General features: G+C 72.5%; 20 protein-coding genes and 2 pseudogenes. 12 read left to right on the top strand and 10 right to left on the bottom strand.

Annotated elements, in window-relative coordinates; all coding sequences use genetic code 11:
* The first annotated feature begins 173 nt into the window (after positions 1–173).
* The 7 genes from VK640_01990 (at position 174) to VK640_01960 (ending at position 9,095) form a co-directional block, all read left to right on the top strand.
* Positions 174–383, top strand: coding sequence for a helix-turn-helix domain-containing protein (locus VK640_01990; GenBank protein HTE71954.1), 210 nt, complete (start codon positions 174–176; stop codon positions 381–383).
* Positions 380–1,144, top strand: a complete 765-nt coding sequence (locus tag VK640_01985; protein HTE71953.1) for an enoyl-CoA hydratase/isomerase family protein — start codon at positions 380–382, stop codon at positions 1,142–1,144. The genes VK640_01990 and VK640_01985 overlap by 4 nt, the downstream gene beginning before the upstream one ends.
* Before the next feature lie 7 nt (positions 1,145–1,151).
* On the top strand, positions 1,152–2,300 hold the full coding sequence (locus VK640_01980) for an acyl-CoA dehydrogenase family protein (protein HTE71952.1): 1,149 nt from the start codon (positions 1,152–1,154) through the stop codon (positions 2,298–2,300).
* A 120-nt stretch (positions 2,301–2,420) separates the two neighbouring features.
* Positions 2,421–4,778, top strand: coding sequence for a PAS domain-containing protein (locus VK640_01975; protein HTE71951.1), 2,358 nt, complete (start codon positions 2,421–2,423; stop codon positions 4,776–4,778).
* A 100-nt stretch (positions 4,779–4,878) separates the two neighbouring features.
* Positions 4,879–6,777, top strand: coding sequence for an ABC transporter ATP-binding protein (locus VK640_01970; protein ID HTE71950.1), 1,899 nt, complete (start codon positions 4,879–4,881; stop codon positions 6,775–6,777).
* Positions 6,778–6,810: 33 nt separating this feature from the next.
* A complete protein-coding gene (locus VK640_01965; protein ID HTE71949.1) occupies positions 6,811–8,049 on the top strand; it encodes an acyl-CoA dehydrogenase family protein in 1,239 nt (412 codons plus the stop codon).
* Entirely contained in the window at positions 8,046–9,095 is a 1,050-nt protein-coding gene (locus VK640_01960) for a phosphotransferase family protein (protein ID HTE71948.1), read from the top strand. Before VK640_01965 ends, VK640_01960 begins: the two co-directional genes overlap by 4 nt.
* A 32-nt stretch (positions 9,096–9,127) precedes the next feature.
* Here VK640_01960 and VK640_01955 read toward each other — a convergent pair.
* The 3 genes and pseudogenes from VK640_01955 to VK640_01945 all read right to left on the bottom strand — a co-directional run bounded on the left by VK640_01955 (position 9,128) and on the right by VK640_01945 (position 11,305).
* Positions 9,128–9,280: pseudogene (locus tag VK640_01955) on the bottom strand (aldo/keto reductase).
* A 309-nt stretch (positions 9,281–9,589) separates the two neighbouring features.
* Positions 9,590–10,516, bottom strand: a complete 927-nt coding sequence (locus VK640_01950) for a phosphotransferase (GenBank protein ID HTE71947.1) — start codon at positions 10,514–10,516, stop codon at positions 9,590–9,592.
* A gap of 24 nt (positions 10,517–10,540) precedes the next feature.
* Positions 10,541–11,305 (bottom strand): SDR family oxidoreductase, encoded by a 765-nt coding sequence (locus tag VK640_01945; protein ID HTE71946.1) that lies wholly within the window; start codon positions 11,303–11,305, stop codon positions 10,541–10,543.
* Between the two features lie 29 nt (positions 11,306–11,334).
* Here VK640_01945 and VK640_01940 point away from each other — a divergent pair, with 29 nt between their 5' ends.
* Together VK640_01940 and VK640_01935 are read left to right on the top strand one after the other, a co-directional pair.
* Positions 11,335–12,255 carry an LD-carboxypeptidase gene (locus tag VK640_01940; GenBank protein HTE71945.1) on the top strand — a complete coding sequence of 307 codons (921 nt, stop codon included), beginning with the start codon at positions 11,335–11,337 and terminating at the stop codon, positions 12,253–12,255.
* On the top strand, positions 12,255–12,938 hold the full coding sequence (locus VK640_01935) for a GNAT family N-acetyltransferase (GenBank protein ID HTE71944.1): 684 nt from the start codon (positions 12,255–12,257) through the stop codon (positions 12,936–12,938). Before VK640_01940 ends, VK640_01935 begins: the two co-directional genes overlap by 1 nt.
* Here the strand turns inward: VK640_01935 and VK640_01930 are convergent.
* Both VK640_01930 and VK640_01925 read right to left on the bottom strand, forming a co-directional pair.
* Positions 12,865–14,700 (bottom strand): glycoside hydrolase family 15 protein, encoded by a 1,836-nt coding sequence (locus VK640_01930; protein HTE71943.1) that lies wholly within the window; start codon positions 14,698–14,700, stop codon positions 12,865–12,867. The genes VK640_01935 and VK640_01930 overlap by 74 nt on opposite strands.
* Positions 14,697–15,503: an SURF1 family protein gene (locus VK640_01925; protein HTE71942.1), complete on the bottom strand. Its 807-nt coding sequence runs from the start codon at positions 15,501–15,503 to the stop codon at positions 14,697–14,699. Before VK640_01925 ends, VK640_01930 begins: the two co-directional genes overlap by 4 nt.
* A 51-nt stretch (positions 15,504–15,554) precedes the next feature.
* Here VK640_01925 and moaA point away from each other — a divergent pair, with 51 nt between their 5' ends.
* Positions 15,555–16,538: a GTP 3',8-cyclase MoaA gene (gene moaA / locus VK640_01920; GenBank protein HTE71941.1), complete on the top strand. Its 984-nt coding sequence runs from the start codon at positions 15,555–15,557 to the stop codon at positions 16,536–16,538.
* Here the strand turns inward: moaA and VK640_01915 are convergent, their stop codons facing one another.
* Positions 16,539–16,805, bottom strand: a complete 267-nt coding sequence (locus tag VK640_01915; protein ID HTE71940.1) for a hypothetical protein — start codon at positions 16,803–16,805, stop codon at positions 16,539–16,541.
* A 124-nt stretch (positions 16,806–16,929) separates the two neighbouring features.
* Positions 16,930–17,262 (bottom strand): DUF3099 domain-containing protein, encoded by a 333-nt coding sequence (locus VK640_01910; GenBank protein ID HTE71939.1) that lies wholly within the window; start codon positions 17,260–17,262, stop codon positions 16,930–16,932.
* Positions 17,263–17,315: 53 nt separating this feature from the next.
* Here VK640_01910 and VK640_01905 point away from each other — a divergent pair, with 53 nt between their 5' ends.
* Positions 17,316–17,528, top strand: a complete 213-nt coding sequence (locus VK640_01905) for a dodecin (GenBank protein HTE71938.1) — start codon at positions 17,316–17,318, stop codon at positions 17,526–17,528.
* A gap of 112 nt (positions 17,529–17,640) precedes the next feature.
* On the opposite strand, the pseudogene VK640_01900 reads toward VK640_01905, so the two are convergent.
* The 3 genes and pseudogenes from VK640_01900 to VK640_01890 form a co-directional block, all read right to left on the bottom strand.
* Positions 17,641–18,190, bottom strand: a pseudogene (locus tag VK640_01900) (sugar O-acetyltransferase).
* Positions 18,191–18,251: 61 nt separating this feature from the next.
* Complete coding sequence (locus tag VK640_01895; protein ID HTE71937.1) at positions 18,252–19,586, bottom strand: sulfatase; 1,335 nt, start codon at positions 19,584–19,586, stop codon at positions 18,252–18,254.
* Positions 19,587–20,307: 721 nt separating this feature from the next.
* Entirely contained in the window at positions 20,308–20,487 is a 180-nt protein-coding gene (locus VK640_01890) for a hypothetical protein (GenBank protein ID HTE71936.1), read from the bottom strand.
* 527 nt (positions 20,488–21,014) lie between these two features.
* Here VK640_01890 and VK640_01885 point away from each other — a divergent pair.
* Positions 21,015–21,956, top strand: a complete 942-nt coding sequence (locus VK640_01885; GenBank protein HTE71935.1) for a threonine/serine dehydratase — start codon at positions 21,015–21,017, stop codon at positions 21,954–21,956.
* Positions 21,957–22,120 lie beyond the last annotated feature (164 nt).

The following is a 22,120-nucleotide window of genomic DNA, read 5'->3' as shown; positions in this document are numbered from 1 at the left end:
CGGCGTGTCGTCGACGAACGCGTCGCAAACGATCGCGTCGTGGTGTGCAGAAAGGATCTTTCGGGCAGAACACCGAGCCGCCCCAACTGCCTATGGCGCGATGGGGCACGGGCGACGATCATGGCGGCACGACCCACTCACCCGACGGGCCGAGTGACGATGAGGAGGCCGGCGTGGTCGAGCTCAAGAAGGGCGCCCGGATCACCGGCGGAGACCGCAGCAAGCTCGCGGCGGACCTGAAGAAGAAGTACTCGGGCGGGGCCAGCATCCGCGAGCTCGCGGCCGAGACCGGCCGGTCCTACGGGTTCGTGCACCGCATCCTGGCCGAGTCCGGGGTGACACTGCGCGGTCGCGGCGGCGCAACCCGCGGCAAGAAGTCCTGAGCGTCGAGCTGGCGCGGGACGGCGCTCTGGCGACCGTCTCGCTCGACCGGCCCGACAAGCGCAACGCGCAGACCCCGCAGATGTGGCGGGACCTCACGGCGATCGGGCACGACCTGCTCGCCGACGACACCGTGCGGGTCGTCGTGCTGCGCGGGGAGGGCGAGTCCTTCTCGGCCGGCCTGGACCGGGCGATGTTCGGCGCAGGCACCGGCGACGAGCCCGGCCTGGCCGCCCTCGCCGGCTCCGACGACGCGGCACTCGACGCCACGATAGCCGGCTTCCAGGAGGCGTTCACCTGGTGGCGCGACACGCGCGTGGTGAGCATCGCGGCCGTGCAGGGGCACGCGGTCGGTGCCGGGTTCCAGCTCGCGCTCGGCTGCGACCTGCGGGTCCTGGCCGACGACGCCCAGCTCGCGATGAAGGAGCCCAGCCTCGGCCTGGTGCCCGACCTGGCCGGCACCAAGCCACTGGTCGACGCGGTCGGCTACTCCCGCGCGCTGGAGATCTGCGCGACCGGACGCTGGGTCGACGCGGCGGAGGCGATCCGGATCGGGCTGGCCAGCGTCGTCGTACGTCGCGAGGAGCTCGACCAGGCCGCCCGCGACCTGGCGGCCGCGCTGCTGGCCGCGCCGGCCGAGGCGGTGCGGGCCACGAAGAGTCTGCTGCTCGGGGCGGCGGGCCGATCGCACGCCGAGCAGCAGGCAGCTGAGCGGACGGCCCAGGCCGGGCGGTTGCGCGACCTGGCCGGCGGCGCGGGATGATCGCCGGGTGCAGCTGACTCTCAGCGAGGACCAGCGGGCCGTCCGCGCCGCCGTGCGCGAGTGGGTCGACGAGGTCGTCGTGCCGCGAGCCCTGAGCAACGACCGCGAGGAGCGCTTCCCGCAGGAGGCGCTCGACGGGCTCAGGCAGACCGGCTTCGTCGGCATGTCCATCGACGAGGCCTACGGCGGCGGCGGGGCCGACCCGCTCACCTACTGCCTGTTCATGGAGGAGCTCGCGCGGGGCGACGCCAACGTCCGCTCGATCATGTCGGTGCACCTCGGGCTGGTCGCCGGCTCGGTGCAGCGCTGGGGCAGCGAGGAGCAGCGTCAGGAGTGGCTCCCCCGAATGGCCACCGGCGAGGTCCTGGGGTGCTTCGGGCTGACCGAGCCCGACCACGGCTCCAACCCGGCCGACCTGCGGGCGACCGCCGAACGGAAGGCTTCGGGGTGGCGGATCTCCGGGCGCAAGGTGTTCATCACCAACGGGTCCATCGCGGGTGTCGCCCTCGTCATGGCGCGCACCGGCGGGCCCGGCGCCCGCGGGGTGTCCGCGTTCCTGGTGCCCACTGACCGCCCCGGCTTCTCCGCGGCGCCGCTGCACGGCAAGCTCGGGCTGCGCTCCTGCGACACCGCCGAGCTGGTGCTCGACGGCGTCGAGGTGGGCGAGGAGGCCGTCCTCGGCGCCGAGGGGGAGGGCATCAAGGTGGCGCTGTCGGCGCTGGACGACGGCCGGATGTCGATCGCCGCGTCGTGCACCGGCATCGGGCAGGCCGCGCTGGACGCGATGGTGGCCTACGCCGGGTCGCGGGAGCAGTTCGGCAAGCCGATCGCGGGGCACCAGCTTGTGCAGGAGCTCCTCGCCGACTCCGCCGTCGATGTGGACGCGTCGCGACTGCTCACCTGGGCTGTGGCCGACCTGAAGACCCGCGGTGAGCGCTACTCCCTCGCCGCGTCGAAGGCCAAGCTCTTCGCCACCGAGGCGTCGGTGCGGGTGGCCAACGCGTGCATCCAGGTGCACGGCGGCTACGGGTACGTCGACGAGTACCCGGCCGCGAAGTACCTCCGCGACGCCCGGGTGACCACGCTTTACGAAGGCACCAGCCAGGTGCAGAAGCTGCTGATCGGCCGCGCCCTCACCGGCATCAGTGCCTTCTGAGGTCCAGGATCGATCCTGGGCTGCTCCCAGGCCGCTCCGGGCCCGCTCCGGGGCCGCACGGGTGAATGGGTGCGTCATGACCCGCGGAGCGGTTACGTTGGGGGGTCGGCTGGAGGGGACATGCCGGAAGGCACCGTGCGCGCGGGTCCGCCCTGGCAGGTGCTGGCTGTCGATTCCCTGGATCTGGCGGTCACCCTGGTGGTGGAGGGCACGCTCCGCCACGCCAACGCCGCTGCGTCGCGCCTTCTGCGCCTGGGACAGGAGGGGCCCGACGGCGCACCCGGCGTCCCGACCTACCGCCTGTTCGACGAGCACGGCGCACCCGTCGACCCGGGCGGTGACCCGATCGCGGTCGCCCTCGCCGACGGGTGCGGGGCGGCGGCGACCATGGAGCTGCGCTGGCCCGACGGCCGGTCCCGGTGGGTCGAGTGCCGGGCCACTCCGGTCACCGACCAGGGGTCGGCTGCCGCGGTCGTTGCCTACCGCCAGGTCGAGCCGCCTCGCGCGGCAGACACGGCGGGGCGCGGGGAGCTGGCCTGGCTGCAGACGATCCTCGACGCGGCGCCGGTGGCGGTCTACGCGAAGGACGCCGACGGCCGGCTGATGATGGTCAACACCGCGTTCGAGGAGATGGTCCGCGGCCACCGGTCCGACCTGATCGGGCGGCGCAGCGAGGAGGTCTTCGGGCCCGACGTGGGTGCCCGGCTGTGGGCCAACGACCGTCGGGTGGTGGGCAGCGGCCAACCCGAGACGATCGTCGAGGAGGTGCCCAGCAACGGCGAGGCACGCACCTGGGCCGCCGTGAAGGTGCCGCTGCGGACGGCCGACGGGACGACGTACGGCGTCGCGGGCGTCTGGTCCGACATCACCGAGCAGACCCGTGCCTACGAGTCGGCCGCGCGGCTCGCCGTCGCGATGGAGGCGACCGGCGACGGCATCGGGACCTTCGACCGCGACCTGCTGGTCACCAGCTGGAACGCGGCGGCGGAGAAGCTCTCCGGCTTCACCGAGGAGCAGATGGTCGGCCGCCACGTGAGCGCCCTGGCGCCGCTCGCCCTCATGCCGGGGGACGTGGACCGGGTGACGGCGTTGTACGAGACGGTGCTCACCGGGCGGGTCTTCGAGCGTGAGGCCCGGCACCGGACGGCGTCGGGCGAGGAGATGGTGCTGCGCACGCTGCTCTACCCGATGCACGACCGGGACGGGCAGATCCTCGGCGGGCTGGTGCTCGGGCGCGACGTCACGACGGAGCGGGCGGCCGAGGCCGAGCGGCTGCGCCTGCAGCACGAGGTCGAGCACCTGCAGCGGCTGGAGAGCCTGGGGCAGCTCGCGGGCGGCGTCGCCCACGACTTCAACAACCTGCTGGCCGTCATCAACCTCACCGCCGAGATGCTGCAGTCATCGCTGGAGCCGGACAGCCCGCAGGCGGCCCAGACCGAGCAGATCCTGGCGGCGACGGCCCGCGGGGTGGCACTGACCCGCAAGATGCTCGTCTTCGCCCATCGCGAGCCCGGCCGCCAGGTCGTCGTCGACCTCAACGAGGTCGTCCGCCGGGCCGAGGTGCTGATCGAGCCCAGCCTCGGCGAGCGGGTGACGCGCACGACCGACCTGACGCCGGGCCCCGCACTCGTGGTCGGCGACCCGCTGCAGCTCGAGCAGGTGGTCATCAACCTGGCGCTCAACGCGCGCGACGCCATGCGCTCCGGACGCGGCCGGCTGCGGATCGCCACCAGCGTCGTGCACGTGGACGAGGACTCCGCGATGCGCCGGGGGGTCACCCTGGCCGCAGGAGAGTACGTCGTCATGTCGGTCACCGACGACGGGTCCGGCATGGACGAGCAGACGCTGGCCCACGCCCTGGAGCCGTTCTTCACGACCAAGCCGACCGGCCAGGGCACCGGGCTCGGGCTCGCCATGGTCTACGGCGTCGCGGCGAGCGCCGGCGGCACGGTGCTGGTGCGGTCGCTGCCCGACGTCGGGACCACCGTCGACCTCTACCTGCCGGTCGTCGAAGGTGCCCCCGAGACCGAGCCGGTCCGCCGGCCGGCCCCGTTGGACGGCCAAGGCGAGCTGGTGCTCGTCGTCGAGGACGCGCCGGAGCTGCGCGCGCTGGTGGTCGCCGTGCTCTCCCGGGCCGGCTACCGGGTGATCTCCCACGCCGACCCGGTGCAGGCGCTGGCGGCGGCCATGCCCCGGACCCCCGACCTGCTCGTCAGCGACGTGGTCATGCCGGGGATGGACGGCCCGTCGCTCGCCGCCGAGCTGCGCGGCCGGCACCCCGGGCTGCGGGTGCTGCTGATGTCGGGCTACAGCCCGGAGCACGCGCTCGGCGGCGCCGCCTCGAGCGATCCGCTGCTGCCCAAGCCCTTCGTCGCCGAGGACCTGCTGCACGCCGTGCGCGACGTGCTCGACGAGCCGGCGGGCGACGGCCTCGACGAGCCGGCGGGCGACGGCCTCGACGCACCACCCGGCGGCTGAGCCGGCGCCGGTGTCGGGACCCGCGCGTACCGTCGGGAAGCGATCCGCCACGCTCGGCGTTGGACGGGTGTAATCGTGATTACAGGAGGCGCCCGTGTCGATGTCGCAGAGCCCGTGGGCGGCGATGCGCTCCCTCACCCGTGACGGTGAGGTTGCGAAGAAGAAGCTTGCCCCGGGCACGATCCCGCGCATCGCCGCGTTCGCGCGCCCCTACAAGAAGCAGGTCTCGATCTTCCTGGTCCTCGTCGTGCTGGACGCGATGCTCGTCGTCGCGCTGCCACTGCTCTTCAAGGTGATCATCGACCAGGGAGTGCTCAAGGACGACCGCGGTGTCGTGGTCGGCGTGGCGCTGGCAGTGGCCGGGCTCGCCGTCTTCGACGGGATCCTCACGCTCTTCCAGCGACTGCTGTCATCGCAAGTCGGCGAAGGCCTCATCTACGACCTGCGCACCCGGGTCTTCACCCACGTGCAGCAGATGCCGGTCGCGTTCTTCACGCGCACCCAGACCGGTGCCCTCGTCAGCCGCCTCAACACCGACGTCATCGGCGCTCAGCAGGCCTTCACGTCGACGCTGTCCTCGGTCGTGTCCAACGTCATCGGCCTGGTGCTTGTGCTGATCACCATGCTCGTCCTGTCCTGGCAGGTCACGCTCGCCGCCCTTGTGCTGACCCCGCTCTTCCTCCTGCCGGCCCGCTGGGTCGGCCGCAAGCTGCAGGCCATCACCCGCGAGGCGATGCAGCTCAACGCCTCGATGAGCACGACGATGACCGAGCGGTTCAACGTGTCCGGCGCGCTGCTGGTCAAGCTGTTCGGCCGGATGCCCGACGAGTCCGAGGCCTTCTCCGACAAGGCCGGCCGGGTGCGCGACATCGGCATCAAGCAGGCGATGTACGGCCGAGTGTTCTTCACCAGCCTGACGCTGGTCGCCTCGCTGGCCACGGCGATGATCTACGGCTTCGGCGGCGTGCTGGCGATCGAGGGGACCATCGGCGTCGGCACCCTGGTGGCGCTGACCGCGCTTCTGGGCCGCCTCTACGGGCCGCTGACCGCGCTGTCCAACGTGCAGGTCGACGTCATGACGGCGCTGGTGAGCTTCGAGCGGGTCTTCGAGGTGCTCGACCTGCCGCCGATGATCGACGACAAGCCGGACGCCGAGCAGCTGCCCCGCGGGCCCAGCGACGTGGAGCTGCGCGACGTGTCGTTCCGATACCCCACGGCCGACGAGGTGTCGCTGGCGTCGCTGGAGTCGGTCGCCGTGCTGGACCAGGCGCCCAGCCAGCAGGTGCTCGACGGCGTCTCCTTCGTCGTCCCGGCAGGCACCATGACCGCCCTCGTCGGCCCGTCCGGGGCCGGCAAGACCACCATCACCAGCCTGGTCGGCCGCCTCTACGACGCGGTCGCGGGCTCGGTGCGGGTCGGCGGGCGCGACGTACGCGACGTGAAGCTCGCGTCGCTGCACGAGGTCGTCGGTGTCGTGACCCAGGACGCGCACATGTTCCACGAGACGATCCGCAGCAACCTGCTCTACGCCCGGCCCGACGCGACCGACGAGCAGCTCGTCGACGCCCTGCGCGCCGCGCAGATCTGGGACCTGGTCGCGTCGCTGCCTGACGGGCTCGACACGACGGTCGGCGACCGCGGCTACCGGCTCTCCGGAGGCGAGAAGCAGCGGCTCGCGATCGCCCGCCTCCTGCTCAAGGCGCCCGACGTGGTCGTCCTCGACGAGGCCACGGCGCATCTCGACTCCGAGTCCGAGGTCGCCGTGCAGCGTGCCCTCAAGGTCGCGCTCGAGGGGCGGACCTCCCTGGTCATCGCGCACCGGCTCTCGACGGTGCGCGAGGCGGACCAGATCCTCGTCGTCGACGACGGCCGGGTGGTCGAGCGAGGGCGGCACACCGAGCTGCTCGCGGCGGGCGGGCTCTACGCCGAGCTCTATCGCACGCAGTTCGCTGCGCAGGAGGACGGCCCCGTCGTCCGCGACCCGGCCGAGGTCGCCTGAGGGGACCGGCCGTGCCCCCGGCAGGATGGCGGCATGGACTTCGGGCGCAGCGAGCGCGGGCAGCACTACCTCGACCGCCTGCAGGCGTTCATGGACGAGCACGTCCTCCCGGCCGAGCCGGTCTACGCGGCCCAGCGGGCCGAGCTGGTCGCCGCCGGGCGCCCGCACGGGTTGCCGCCCGTGGTGGAGGAGCTCAAGGCCGAGGCACGGCGTCGTGGGCTGTGGAACCTGTTCCTGCCTGACGCCGACGACCCGGCGCACGGGCTCGGCGTCCTGGACTACGCGCCGCTCGCCGAGCTCACCGGCTGGTCTCCCGAGCTGGCCCCGGAGGCGACCAACTGCGCCGCGCCGGACACCGGCAACATGGAGATCCTGCACCTCTTCGGCACCGCCGAGCAGAAGGAGCGCTGGCTGGCGCCGCTGCTGGCGGGCGAGATCCGGTCGGCCTTCGCGATGACCGAGCCGGACGTGGCCTCCAGCGACGCGCGCAACATCCGCACCTCGATCGACCGCGACGGGGACGAGTACGTCGTCAACGGCCGCAAGTGGTGGACCACGGGGGCGCTCGACGAGCGGTGCCGGGTGCTGGTGGTCATGGGCAAGACCGACCCGGCGGCGGAGGCCCACCGCCAGCAGTCGATGGTGCTGGTGCCGATGGACAGTCCCGGCGTCGAGGTCGTGCGCAACGTCGACGTCTTCGGCTACGCCGACCAGCACGGTCATGCGGAGATGACCTTTACCGACGTGCGGGTCCCGGTGTCGAACCTGCTCGGCGAGGAGGGCGGCGGCTTCGCCGTCGCCCAGGCCCGACTCGGCCCGGGCCGGATCCACCACTGCATGCGCGCCCTGGGCATGGCCGAGCGTGCGCTGCGGCTGATGGTCGACCGGGCCACCGAGCGGGAGGCCTTCGGCCGGCCGCTGGCCCACCAGGGTGTCGTCCAGGAGTGGATCGCCACGTCGCGGGTCGAGATCGAGCAGGCCCGGCTGCTCACCCTCAGGGCGGCGTGGATGATCGACACGGCTGGGGCCAAGGGGGCCCGCAAGGAGATCGCGGCGATCAAGGTCGTCGCCCCCCGGGTGGCGCTCGCGGTCGTGGACCGGGCGATCCAGACCTTCGGCGGCGCCGGGGTGAGTCCCGACACCCCGCTCGCCTCGATGTGGGCCGGCCTGCGCACCTTGCGCATCGCCGACGGCCCCGACGAGGTGCACCTGCGCGACATCGCGCGCCTCGAGCTGCGTGAGCGCGCCGCCGAGAGGTCGTCGGCCGGGTGACCGTCGAGGTCCGCGACGTCCGCGCCGAGGACGCGTTCGACGTCGCGGCGGTGCACGGCTGGCTGCAGCGTGAGTCGCCGGAGCTGGCCGGGCAGCCGCTGCCGCAGGTCCGGCAGTTCGCGGGGGGAGCGAGCAACCTCACCTACCTGCTGGCGTACGGCGACCGCGACCTCGTCCTGCGCCGGCCGCCGCGCGGCCGGAAGGCTGCCTCCGCCCACGACATGGGCCGCGAGGTGCGGGTCCAGGAGCGGATCCGCCCGGTCTTCCCCGTCGTCCCACGCATCTACGGGTTCTGCCAGGACGAGTCGCTGATCGGCAGCGAGTTCTACGTCATGGAGCGGCTGCACGGCGTGATCCTCGGACGGCCGCTGCCCGAAGGGCTGCTCCTGGACCGCGACGACGCGAGGACGCTGGGCGAGAGGCTCTTCGACACTCTGGCCGACCTGCACTCCGTCGACGTCGAGGCGGCCGGGCTGGCGGACCTGGGCCGAGGCCCCGGCTACGTCCGGCGCCAGGTATCCGGGTGGTCGAGCCGCTTCCGCGACGCGCGGACCGACGACGTGCCGGACGGGGAGGTCGTGATGGCCTGGCTGGACAGCCGGCAGCCGGCCGACGTGGCCGCGCGCCTCCTGCACGGGGACTGGAAGATGGACAACCTCGTCCTCGACATGCCTGTGTCACCCCGGGTCACCGGGGTCCTCGACTGGGAGATGGCCACGGTCGGCGACCCGCTGATGGACCTCGGCTCGGCCCTGGCCTACTGGGTCGGCGCGGCCGACGACCCGGCGTTCCGCGCGCTCGCCTCGCAGGTGAGCGACCTGCCCGGCATGCCGACGCGCGAGCAGGTGGTGGCGCGTTACCTCGACCGGACCGGCCTGCCGGTGGACGACTGGACCTTCTACGAGGTCTTCGGGCTGTTCCGGCTGGCCGTGATCGTCCAGCAGATCTGGGCCCGCTACCGGGCGGGCAGCACGACCAACGCGCGCTTCGCATCCTTCGGGTCGGTGGCCGGGGTGCTCCTGGACCGCGCCGAGCGGCTGACCTGACAAGCCGTTAGCGGCCCGGCCCGCCCGGGCCATCAGCCGTCGATCGATGCCATGTTCGCTTCGTCGTGGCGTTCACCGGCGGCCGGGGTGAGCCTGTTGAGTCGGTCGAGCTGGCCGGTGGTGAGCTCTACGCCGTCCGCGGCCGTGTTCTCCTCGACTCGGGCGACGCGACGGGTGCCCTCGATCTCTTGGCGAGCTGGACGACCACACCGCGCGTCCGGCACCACCAAACCGCCGTGGACGACATCTCGTGAAAGTCCGCGCTCATCTGCCGCGATGGCGCACTACAGTAGTGCCCTTCTGACGTTCGGACGTTCCGCGGAAAGGCGTCCGGCGGGAGCAGCACTTCTGGTGCCGTAGCGGCCGAGATCGGGTCACCGGCGACCCCGAGCGATCACCGCAACAACTCGAGGTGCCGGTTCGTCCTTAGAAGCCGGCGCAGGTTGCCTCCCCGGACCGCCTTGTGCGCCGGGATCGCACCTCGCGCAGATGCGTCACGTCGTCGCGCGCGCCACACCGGCCAGCGACTCGGTGAGCAGGTCGGGCATGCCGTTCTGGTCCGCGTAGTCCGCGAGGGCCGCGCACAGGCACAGCGCGAGGACCCGGGCCCGCAGCTCGCGCGGCCGGTCCGGCCGGGCGCCGTACGCCTCGAAGAACGCGTCCCGCACCGACCCGCTGAACGCGGCGTAGGCGAGGGACAGGTCGAGCGCCGGGTCGGCGAGGCACGAGTCGCCCCAGTCGATGACGCCGGCCGCGGTGCCGTCAGGAGCGATTAGTAGGTGCCGCAGGTGCAGGTCGCCCTGGACGAGCACCGGCTCGCCGGTCGGCGGCCCCAGCGGGTCGGCGGCCGCCACGATGTCGTCGACGGCGCGGTCCACCGCCGAGCCGGCCACCCAGGTGCCGCGGCTCGCCAGCAGGTCGAGGAAGTCCCGTGTCATCGGGCCGCGGGTGCTCGGGATCGCCCGACGCATGGGGTCCGTCAGCAGGTCGGCTCCGAGCTCACCGGCCAGCGCCGGGTCGTGCAGGACGCGCAGGAAGCCACCGATCTCGCGGGCCAGCCGCTCGCGCGCGTCGTCGGGCAGGCCGGCCTCGGCCAGCTCACGGCCGGAAAGGAACGGCGCGCCCCAGAAGGTCCACGGGAACTCGTCGGTCGGCCGCCCGACGAGCTGGGGGACCGGCACCGGCAGCGGGAGCTGCGGGGCCAGCGCGGGCAGCAGCGCGATCTCGCGCAGCAGGGTCGGCACGGCGACCTCGCGGCGGGGGAAGCGGACCGCCCAGGTGCCGTCGACCAGGTAGACCGTGACGTCCCAGCCGACTCCCAACGGTTCGACGCTTTCCAGCGCGAGGTCAGGGAACTGCTCCCGCAGCAGGACACGCGCCAGTTCCTCGCCGACCACACGCTCGGGCTCCCAGACGTTCACTCTCCCGACGGTAGCCAGGAGTCGTCAGAGCGCGCGGGAAAGACCGCCGTCGACCGGGATCGCGGCGCCGTTGAGGTACGACGCGGCCGGTGACAGGGCGAAGGCAGCCACCCGGCCGAACTCGGCCGCCTCGCCGTAGCGCCCGAGCGGGATCCGCCGCTCGAACTCTTCGCGCTGTTTCTTGGGCCGCCCGCTCGCCTGGTCCAGCTCGCGGACGCGGTCGGTGTCCAGCCGGCCGGGGAGCAGCGAGAGCACCCGGATGTTCCGCGGGCCGAGCTCGTCGGCCATGGTCTTGGCGAGCATGCCGAGCCCGGGGCGCAGCCCGTTGGACGACGCGAGCCCGTCGATCGGCTGCTTCACCGACAGGGACAGGACGAAGGCGATCGCGCCGCCCTCGTGGCCGATCGCGGAGGCGACCGCGCGCACGATGCGCACCGTGCCCAGGAACACCGACTCGAACGAGCTGCGCCACACCTCGTCGGTCAGTTCGAGCGCCGGTCCGCCGGGCGGGCCTCCGACGCTGACCAGGGCGCCGTCGAGACGACCGAAGCGACCCACCGCGGCGCCGGCCAGCCGGGCGCCGAGACCCGCGTCGGCCATGTCGCCGGGCACGGCCAACGCGTGGTCCGGCCCGCCGAGCTCGGCAGCCGCCGCGGTCAGCCGCTTCTCTTCGCGGGAGCAGAGGACGACCCGGGCCCCGTCAGCGACCAGCGCCTGTGCGCTGGCCAGCCCCAGGCCCCGACTGCCTCCGGTGACGACGTACACGTGGTCGCGCAGTCCGAGATCCATGACGGACATCCTGCCCATAGGGTGCTGCGGTGCAATCGCTGACCCGGCCGCGACGGCTGCGTCCGGGCGACCGGGTCGCCGTGGTCGCGCCGAGCGGCCACGTCGCGCGGGACCGGCTGGAGCGCGGCTGCGAGCTGCTGCGGTCGTGGGGCCTCGAGGTGGTCGTCGGCGAGCACGCGCTGGCCAGGACCCGGCACCACGCGGGCACCGATGCCGAGCGCGCGGCCGACCTGCAGTCGGCCTGGTGCGACCCCTCGACGGCGGCGGTGCTGTGCGCCCGCGGGGGCAGCGGCGCGGCCCGGCTGGTCGACCGACTGGACTGGGCGGCGATGGCCGCGGCCGGCCCGAAGGTGCTGGTCGGCTTCAGCGACGTGACCGTCCTGCATGAGGCGGTGGCCCACCACCTGGGGCTGGTCGGGCTCTTCGGCCCGATGCCGGCGGCGGCGGTGTTCGGCGGTGAGCACCCGGACCCGGTGAGCGTCGAGCACCTCCGGCGAACACTCTTCGAGCCCGACGCGGTGCGCCAGCTGGCGTGGCCGGGCTCGACGGTTTGCCACGTCGCGGGGCGGGCCACCGGCCTGACCGTCGGCGGCACCCTGGCGTTGCTGGCCAACACCGTCGGCACCGCGGAGTCCCGGCCGGGCTCCGGCGGCATCGCGGTGCTCGAGGACGTCGCCGAGCCCGCCTACCGCCTCGACTCCCTGCTCACCCAGCTGCTGCGCACCGGCTGGTTCGACGGGGTGGCCGGTGTCGTGCTCGGCTCGTGGGTCGACTGCGGCGACGGGGCGGTCGACACCGTCGCCGAGCGGCTGGCCGGCCTCGGCGTCCCGCTGATGTCCGGACTGCCCTTCGGGCACGGCATCCCGCAGCTGACGGTGCCGCTCGGCGTCGAGGCCGAGCTCGACGCTGCCGCCGGGACGCTCACCACGCTGGTGCCGGCCCTGCGCTGATGCTCGTCCGGACGTACGACCTCAGCGACCGCGCGGCGGTCTACGACATCTGCCTTCGCACCGGTGACGACGGTGGCGACGCCTCCGGCCAGGTCTCCGCCGAGCTGATGGGTGACGTCTGGGTCGGCCCCTACCTCGCGCTCGAGCCGGCGACCTGCTGGGTGGCGGTCGAGGGCGGCGCCGTCGTGGGCTACGTCATCGGAACGCCGGACACCCGCCGTTACGAGGCGGCGTGCGAGGCGGGGTGGTGGCCGCGGCTGAGGCGGCGGTACGTCGCCCCGCAGCTCGACGAGACGGACCCGCGGGGCTGGACTCTCGACCAGCGGCTCCGCCACCTCGTGCACCACCCGCCGCGCTCGCCCGACGACGTGGTCGCCGGCCACCCGGCGCACCTGCACCTCAACCTGCTGCCGGTGGCGGAGGGCCGTGGCATCGGCCGGGCCCTGCTGACCGAGGCCCTCGGGGCACTGGGTGTGCAGGGCGCGCCCGGTGTGCACGTCGGGGTCAGCCCCACCAACGCGCGCGGGCTCCGGTTCTGGAACCGCGGCGGCTTCGTGCCGGTCCGGCAGGACCCGGGTGTCGACTGGCTGGGCCGCCCGGTGCCCGAGCTCAGTCGGCGCGCTGCTCGGCAGGTGCTTCGCGGCCCGGGGCGGGCACGTCCTCCAGGTTCAGCGCCGAGTTGACCAGCGCGAGGTGGCTGTAGGCCTGCGGCACGTTGCCGAGCTGGCGGCCGGCCTCGACGTCGTACTCCTCGGCGAGCAGGCCGACGTCGTTGCGCAGGTCGAGGAGCCGCTCGAACAGCGCGCGTCCCTCGTCGATCCGGCCGTCCAGGGCCAGCGCGTCGGCCAGCCAGAACGAGCACGCCAGGAAGGCACCCTCGTCGCCGGGCAGGCCGTCGACCGACCCGGCGGCCGCGCCGGTGTCCGCGCCGTCGGCGTCGACGTCGTACCGACGGATCAGCCCACCGTCGGTGCAGAGCTCGCGCTGGACGGCCCGCACGGTGCCGCGCACGCGCTCGTCGTCAGCGGGCAGGAAGCCGACCTGGGGGATGAGCAGCGTCGCGGCGTCCAGGCCGCGGGAGCCGTAGTACTGGGTGAAGGTGCCGCGGTCGGTGTCGAAGCCCTTGGCGCAGACGTCGGCGTGGATCTCCTCGCGCAGCGCCCGCCACCGGTCGACCGGACCCTCCAGGCCGGAGCTCTCGACGGTCCGCACCGCGCGGTCGGCGGCCACCCAGGCGAGCACCTTGGAGTGGGTGAAGTGCTGACGCGGACCGCGCACCTCCCACAGCCCCTCGTCGGGGTCGCGCCACCCGCTCTCGAGCCAGGTCATCAGGCCCCGCTGCATGCGCCAGGCGTCCTCGTTGGGGTCCAGGCCGTACGTCCGGGCCAGCCACAGCGTGTCCATGACCTCGCCGTAGACGTCCAGCTGGCGCTGCCCGGCCGCGTCGTTGCCGACCCGGACCGGCGCCGACGCCTCGTAGCCGGCCAGCCACGGCAGCACCTGCTCAGGCACCCGGCGCTCACCGGCCACGCCGTACAGGATCTGCAGCCGGCCGGGCGCGCCGGCGATGGCCCGCAGCAGCCACTCGCGCCAGGCGACGGCCTCGTCCGCGTAGCCGGTCTTGACCAGGGCCTGCAGGGTGAACGTCGCGTCGCGCAGCCAGCAGAAGCGGTAGTCCCAGTTGCGCACGCCGCCCAGCTGCTCGGGCAGGGAGGTCGTCGCGGCGGCGACGATCCCGCCGGTCGGGGCGTAGGTGAGCGCTTTGAGCGTGAGCAGCGAGCGGACGACCGCCTCGCGGTAGCGGCCCTCGTACCGGCACTGCGCCGCCCAGTCGGTCCAGAACCGCTCGGTGTCCTCCAGCGCGGCAAGCGGGTCGACCGGGTTGGGCCGGTGGACGTACGACGGGTTCCAGGTGAGGACGAACGAGACGCGCTGGCCGGCCTCCACGGTGAAGTCGGCGAACGACGCGAAGTCTCGGCCGTGGTGGGCGACGTCCGACGCCAGCCAGACCGAGTCGGGGCCGGCGACCGCGGCGATCATGCCGTCGAGGTGGCGCACCCACGGCACGACGTCGCCGTAGCCCGGCCGCAGCCGCAGCTCGCTGCGCATCCGCACCGAGCCGGCGATGCCCTCGACGATGCGCACCACGTCGGGTGCCTCGCCGCGCTCCGGCATGAAGTCGATGACCCGCACCGACCCGTCGGGACCGTCCCACTCGGACTCGAGGATCATCGTGTCGCCGCGGTAGGAGCGGCGGGTGGCCGGCCCGCCGTCGCGCGGCGCGACCCGCCAGTGGCCGTTCTCCTCGGTGCCGACGAGGTTGGCGAAGACCGCGTCGGAGTCGAATCGCGGGAAGCACAGCCAGTCGATCGACCCGTCGCGACCGACCAGGCCGGCCGCGAGGCGGTCGGAGATGAGGGCGTAGTCCTCGATGCGCAGCGTCACGGGCGCACCCGTACCCGCGTCAGGGGCTGTTCGCGCGTCGTTCCGGCGGTCAGGTCGGCCTCCTCGCGCCGGGCGAGCAGGACGTAGCCGCCGAGCGCGAGCAGGGCGAACAGGAACCACTGGAAGGCGTAGGCCAGGTGCGGGCCCTCGCTCGGCTCCGGAGCGGGCAGCCGCTCCGGGCGGTCGCGCAGGCGCGGTTGCTCGGCGGTCACTTCCCCGTAGCCTCCGTAGACCGGGTAGGGCAGCGTCTTCGCGATGGCCGGGACGTCGATCCGGGTCACCTGGCCCTCGGGCGGTGTTCCGGTGGTGGAGGGCGGCTCGCTCTGCCTGATCCGGGCCGTGACCGTCACCTCGCCGGACGGCGGCGGCGGTACGTCCGGCAGCGACTCGGCCGTCGGGCCACCGGGCACCCAGCCGCGCACCGCGAGCAGCGCCGGGCCGGCGTCGGTCACGAACGGGGTCAGCACGTAGTAGCCGACCTGCCCCTGGAACGGGCGGGTCCGGACCAGCAGCCGCCGGTCCTCGTCGTAGCGACCGGTCGCACGGATCCGGGCGAACTGGTCGCCGTCGCGCGGTTCCCGGCCCACCGACAGCAGCTCGGCGGGCGCCACCGGCGCGCTGGTCAGGTTGCGGCGGAGCAGGTCGTTGCGCTCGTGGCGCTGCCCCAGCCGGTCCAGCTGCCACCGGCCGAGCAGAACGCAACCCAGTGCCACCAGGAGGGCCACGACGAGGAGGCCGACCCACCGCCTGGACAGCAGGAACCGGTAGGGCCGACGCACTGCTCCGCCCTGCGGACCGGCCATCACCGCAGACCGTAACCCGCCGTTGTCGGCCGGGGGACGTAGGGTGGACCGGTGCTGGTGGACACCTTCGGTCGTGTGGCGACCGACCTGCGGGTCTCGCTGACCGACAAGTGCAACCTGCGGTGCTCCTACTGCATGCCGCCCGAGGGGCTGGAGTGGCTGCCCGGCCCCGAGCTGCTCACCGACGACGAGGTCGTGCGGCTGGTGTCGGTCGCCGTGGCCGAGGGCGTCACCGAGGTCCGCTTCACCGGCGGCGAGCCGCTGCTGCGCCGGGGTCTGGTGTCGATCGTCGAGCGGGTCACCGCGCTGGAGCCCCGGCCGCACACCTCGCTGACCACCAACGGCATCGGGCTGGCCAAGGTCGCCGGAGCGCTGGCCGACGCCGGGCTGGACCGGGTCAACGTCTCGCTGGACACGCTCGACGCGCAGCGGTTCGCGACCATCGCCCGGCGGGACCGGCTCTCCGACGTGCTCGACGGCCTGGCCGGCGCCGAGGCAGCGGGCCTGACCCCGGTCAAGGTCAACGCGGTGCTGGTGCGCGGCGTCAACGACGACGAGGCGGTCCCGCTGCTGCGGTGGGCGATCGACCACGGCTACCTGCTGCGGTTCATCGAGCAGATGCCCCTCGACGCGCAGCACGGCTGGGACCGCAGCCAGATGGTCGACGCCGACGAGATCCTGGCCCGGCTGGCCGACGCGTTCACCCTGACCGAGGTGCCCGAGGACCGGGGCAGCGCGCCCGCCGAGGAGTGGCTGGTCGACGGCGGCCCCGGCCGGGTCGGCGTCATCGGGTCGGTCACCCGGCCGTTCTGCGGAGCGTGCGACCGGGTGCGGCTGACCGCCGACGGGCAGCTGCGCAACTGCCTGTTCGCCCGCGAGGAGTCCGACCTGCGCACGGCGATGCGCGCCGGGGTCGACGACGACGGGCTCGCTGCGCGGATGCGGGCCTCGCTGCTGGCCAAGCGGGCCGGGCACGGCATCGGCGACCCCGGCTTCCTGCAGCCCGACCGGCCGATGTCGGCGATCGGCGGCTAGCTAGCCCTCCTGACCCGAGAGCCGGTCCACGGCGGGCGATGCGGACGCCGAGGCGTGCCACTCGGCGATCGAGCGGGTCTCCCGCATGAACCCTCGGGAGGCGAGGAACTCGGTCAGCGACTCCTTGTGCTCGTCGCACGCGGTCCAGGTCTTGCGCCGGTCCGGCGTGTGCAGCCGCGGATTGTTCCAGGCGAGGACCCAGGCGGCGTCGGCACGGCACCCCTTCGCCGAGCACACCGGCGAGGCGGCTTCAGGGCCCTCGGTCACCGGCTACCCCCGACAGGGCGATGCCGGGCAGCCACGGGGGGAGCCGCCCGGCATCGCGCTCGAGTCGTCGCGCGGAAGAGCCGCACGACGCTGTGGCGGGAGTATTGCACGGATCGATGTCACCTCAAGAGCCCGAGCGGCCAATTGCGCGCCGGTCGTCCGCAAGGTCCGATTCGGGCAGGTCGACCACCCTCTCGCGGCCCCCGTTGGCGAACACCACCGACAGGTAGGGGAGCGCGATCGCGCCCGCGATGAAGACCCAGCGCAGCCAGCCGTCGAAGACCACGGCGAGCACGAAGCAGATCGTGCGGATGCCCATGGAGATCAGGTAGCGCCGGGTGCGGGTGTCGACGTCCTCCCGGACGCCGCGCCGGGCGCCGGTGATCTGGTAGACCGGCTCCCGGGCGCCGGACCGCCTGCGCAGGAGCCGTGGTGCGCGCTGCGAGGTGCGGGCCACGCGTCTCACCCTAACCGCCCCAGACCGACCCGACACCCTTCGAGGAGCACCGGATGAGCAACCGCACCTACCGCGTCACCGAGATCGTCGGCACCTCCGAGGAGGGGGTCGACGCCGCCATCCGCAACGGCCTGGCCAGGGCCGCCCAGACCCTGCGCCACCTGGACTGGTTCGAGGTCACCCAGGTGCGTGGCCAGGTGGTCGACGGGGCGCCGCAGCACTTCCAGGTCGGCATGAAGGTGGGCTTCCGCCTCGAGGACGCCTGACGGCGCCACGGGAGGCGCGGCTGGGGGCATGCCCGGTAGTTCGTGCCCGGTGCTGCCCGCGGATGCGTGACGAGCGCGCCGTACGTCATCGTCGGCCGTCCGAGGAGGCGAGTCAGGGCTCGACGGCCCGGACCGCCTGGGCCGGGTTGCCGACCACGACCACGTCCGGCGGGACGTCCTTGGTGACGACGGCGCCGCGCCGACGACGCTGTTGGCGCCGATCGTGACTCCGGGCAGTACGACCGCGCCACCGCCGAGCCAGACGTTGTCACCGATCGTGATCGGCAGCGCCGCCTCCCACTTGTCGCGGCGGGGGCCGGCGGCCACCGGGTGGGTCGGGGTGAGCAGCTGCACGTGGGGGCCCATCTGCACGTCGTCGCCGATGGTGATGGCGCCGACGTCGAGGGCCACGAGGCCGTAGTTGGCGAACGTGCGGGCGCCGACCGAGATCAGGGCCCCGTAGTCGACGTAGAGCGGAGGCCGGATCTCGGTCCCCTCGCCGACCGACCGAGCAAGGACTCGAGCAGGTGCCGCCGCAGCGGCCCCTGGCGCGGGGTCGTCGCGTTGTAGGAGGCCATCAGGTCCTGCGCCGCGGCGAGGTGCTCGGCGATCTCCGGGTCGTCCGCGACGTACAGGTCGCCGGCGAGCATCCGCTCGCGCATCGAGCGGGGGTCGTCGTCCCTCGGCGCTGCCACGGGAGGACCCTAGCCATCCGGCCCGGGTTCAGGAGAAGCCGGGAGGCCGCGGGACCGAGCCCTCGAGCGTCCGCAGCCGCATCGAGCGCACCCGTTCGGCATGGTCCGGGTCGCCCGCCCGGTTGCGCGCCTCGAACGGGTCCTCCCGGTAGTCGTAGAGCTCCTCGAAGCCGTCCGCGTAGCGCGCGAACAGGAAGTGGTCGGTGCGCAGCCCGCAGTAGGCCGGGTGCGGCACCGATCCGTCCAGCCGCTGCCACTTGCGTCCCTCGACGAGCACGCCGGACCGCTTCTCGTCGCTCATGACGCTGGTCCCGTCGGTGTCCAGGGTTGCGCCGGTCGCCTCGATGATGGTGGTGGTCACGTCGACCGTCGCGACCAGCCGCCGGTCGACCTCGCCGGCGTCGACGTGGCCGTCCCAGCGCACCACGAGCGGCACGTCCGTCGCGAAGCGGTAGGGCAGGGACTTGCCGATCATGCGGTGGTCGCCGGTCATCAGGCCGTTGTCCGACATGTAGATCAGAAGCGTGTTGTGCAGCCGGCCTGACTCGCGGAGGGCATCGACGATCTCGGCCACGGCGTCGTCGACGGATGCCAGCTGCTCCTGCTGCCTCGCCCGGACCCAGTCGATGGTCGCCTGCTTCACCCGCGGGCGGTCCCTCAGGAAGGGCGGCTTGTCCGCCACCCTCTCGGTGACCGAGCGCGGCTGGTACGTCGGCAGGTCGGCGAAGTCGCCCTTGTGCCGCGGTGCCGGCCGGTAGGGCTTGTGCGGGCCGAACGGCGAGAACAGCAGGAACAGCGGCTGGTCGGGATCGGTGCTGCGGATGAACCGGGCGGCTCGCCCGCCGAGCACGTCGGTGGAGTAGTCCGCTGCGTCCTTCCCGTGGTGGCTGCCGTCGGTGAGCGTGTAGTCGTAGTAGGCGCCGGTGCGCTTCCGGAAGGTGAGGAAGACGTCCCACCCCGGCGGCCGGTGACCGGCCGTGAGGCCCAGCTCGTTCTGGGCGAAGCCGTTGAGGTACTTGCCGACGATGCCGGTGCGGTAGCCATGCCCTTGCAGCGCCGTCGCCAGGGTGCGGCTCTCGTTGCCGTTGTCGAAGAAGGTCCGCCACCCGCCGTCCGGGTGCGAGTTGCCGTAGACCCCGGTCCGCCGGGCGGACAGACCGGTCAGCAAGGATGACCGAGAGGGGCAGCAGGTCGGCGTGGGCGACACCATCCGGCTGAACCGGGTGCCCTTGCCGACGATGTGCTCACGCACCGCCGGCATGTGCGGCAGCGTGTCCGGGCGCTGGTCGTCGGTGAGGATCACGACCACGTCGGGGCGCCCGCGGCGGGCAGCGGCCGTGTGCTCTTCCGACGAAGCGTCCACCCTGACTCCTTCTGCGCGGCTTGCGACGACGACGCACCTACCCGCGAGGACTGTCGGTCACGCGCGGGAGGAAGGGCGTGTGCTGCGGTCAGCCGCCTAGCTGGCCTTGGACACCGACGACATGTTGTCCTCACCCCGCATAGTTGGCAACGGTTGACTGTGCATGGCACTTGCCCTCTAACCTGCGGAAACGCTGCTGACAACCGTTGGCAGTAGTTGACCGCAAGCGAACGTCTTGCGGACTATCTGCGGACTCACAAGGGGACCCCATGGGGAACGAATCCTCGAGCGGACCCCGCGGGCGGCTCCAACCGGCGGTTGGCATCGCTGCTGGTAGGCGTCAGTGCGTTGCTTGGTGCGTCCCTCAGCCTCCTCGCAGCGTGGATCAGCGACGACGCACAAGAGGGATCGGCTGCGCGAGACGTCACCGATGTCCGCTCAGCGCCAGCAGCACCACGCAGCCGATGAGGACGATCACACCGATGGACGCCACCACGTCACCCAACCCGGTGCTCCCCGTCTCAGTCAGCGTTGGCGCCAGACGGCGAACCCAAACGGAATGAGCGCGGCGGCCGCGACCGCACCGCTCGACAATGCGCCCGCCAGGAGCAGGACCAAGACCGCTGACGAGAGATAGACCGTGACGTCGAAGAGCCGACCCTGTTTCCCCGTCGCGCCATGGCTGGGACCTTACCGGCATGGTGGACAAGGAGGGTCAGGCTTACTCATGCTGCTCTGGCACCAGCGACGCTAGGTCGACGAGCTCGGCCACGGTGGCGCAGTCTGCGAGGTAGCTGCCTCTCCGGACCCGCAGCATCTGCCGAGCCGGCTGGTCGAGGTGACGAGTGACGAGGATGCGCTCCACGCGCACCCCATCCGGGCCGATCAGCGCCTCGCGCACGGGCGGTGATGCCACGTCCCTGGCGTTGGGGTCGCAGGACGGCTTACCTATGCGTCGAGTGGCTCGGCTGATACGCCGGCCACGTGGACTGAACGTCCTCTACCAGGCGACTCACCCTCGGCACGTCCTCCGCGGACACGATGGCGTCCGGAGCTCCTTCCTGCACGGCTGCTGTCGCTGACGGAAGGGCGGAGTTGAGGCGCCGCCGCGCTTCGACGAAGGCCAAGTACTTCTCACGCTTGCGTGGGTTCACCATGGCAGCGACGGTAGCCCTGACGGATTGCTGTCAACCCCGGGTTGTCACCGATGTCGTATCCGGATCGTGACCGTCCTAGTCTCGATCCGTGCCGCCCGACCACGGCGTCACCCGCTACACCGACTACGGGTGCCGCTGCGAGCCGTGCGTCGAGGCGCAGCGAGAGTCGATCCGTCGCCGGCTTGGCCGATCACAGCGGACCCCGTAACGCCCACCGATCCGCTCGGTATCCGGCATTCTGTCGCGCACCACCGCAAGTGATACTGGCCAGGTGAGGGTCACTCGAGACGACGTTCTCGCCGCATCCCGTCGCATCGAGGGGCGCATCCGTCGAACCCCCCTGATGAGCCCGGCAGGCAGCGACACCGTGTGGATCAAGTGCGAGTTCTTGCAGCATTGCGGCGTCTTCAAGACCCGGGGGGCCTTCAATCGCCAGCTCACTGCGATCGAACGCGGCGAGCTCAGCGGGGCCGGAATCGTCGTTGCTTCTGGTGGCAACGCGGGGCTCGCTCAAGCCTACGTCGCGGATGAGCTGGGGGTTAGAGCGACGGTCTTCGTGCCGGAGACCGCACCCGAGGTCAAGGTTGCGCGCATCCGCAGCTACGGCGCGGAGGTCAGACGCTTCGGCACCGAGTACGCCGAGGCCTACCAAGCGGCCGTCGATTTCGGCGAGTCAACCGGTGCGGCCTTCGCCCACGCCTACGACCAAGTTGAGGTCGCAGCCGGTGCAGGGACGCTAGGCGAGGAAATCCTCGGAGAAGAGCCGACGATCGACACGATCGTCATTGCAGTGGGTGGTGGCGGCCTCTACGCCGGGGTCGCCGCAGCTGCTCTGGGTCGCGCTCGTGTCGTTGCCGTCGAACCGGAGCAAAGCCCCACACTCAACCGAGCGATGAGCGTCGGCCGTCCCGTCGACGTCGAGGTTTCCGGCTGTGCGGCGGACGCTTTGGGGGCGCGCCGGATCGGCGACCTCGCGTTTGCCGCTCAGGCGGCCGAGCCGCCCATCTCGGTACTTGTCGCCGACGAGGACATCATCCAGGCCCGTGCGCAACTGTGGAGCGAGTACAGGATCGCGTCAGAGTTCGGTGCGGCCACGGCATACGCAGCGATCTTGTCCAAGCAATACACGCCGAGCGACGACGAGCGGGTCGCAGTTGTCGTGTGCGGTGCGAACACAGATCCGCGCTCCCTCGGCAGAGATTTACTGCGCTGACCGGGCACCCTAAGTGCCCTACCTGTTGACTCGATGGCAGCCCGCAGCCGGGCCAGGTGCGGGTGAGGTGGTCGGCGAGTCGCTCGATAAGTGCCTGCCCACGATCTTGTGTGGCTCTCTAACGGGATGCGTCCTCGCCGGCCGCCGTCTGGCGGGTCGTGGCT

This window comes from Actinomycetes bacterium (assembly GCA_035489715.1).
Lineage (GTDB): Bacteria > Actinomycetota > Actinomycetes > JACCUZ01 > JACCUZ01 > DATHAP01.
Note: the sequence above shows the minus strand (reverse complement) of the source record. Positions and strands in the feature narration are given on the sequence as shown.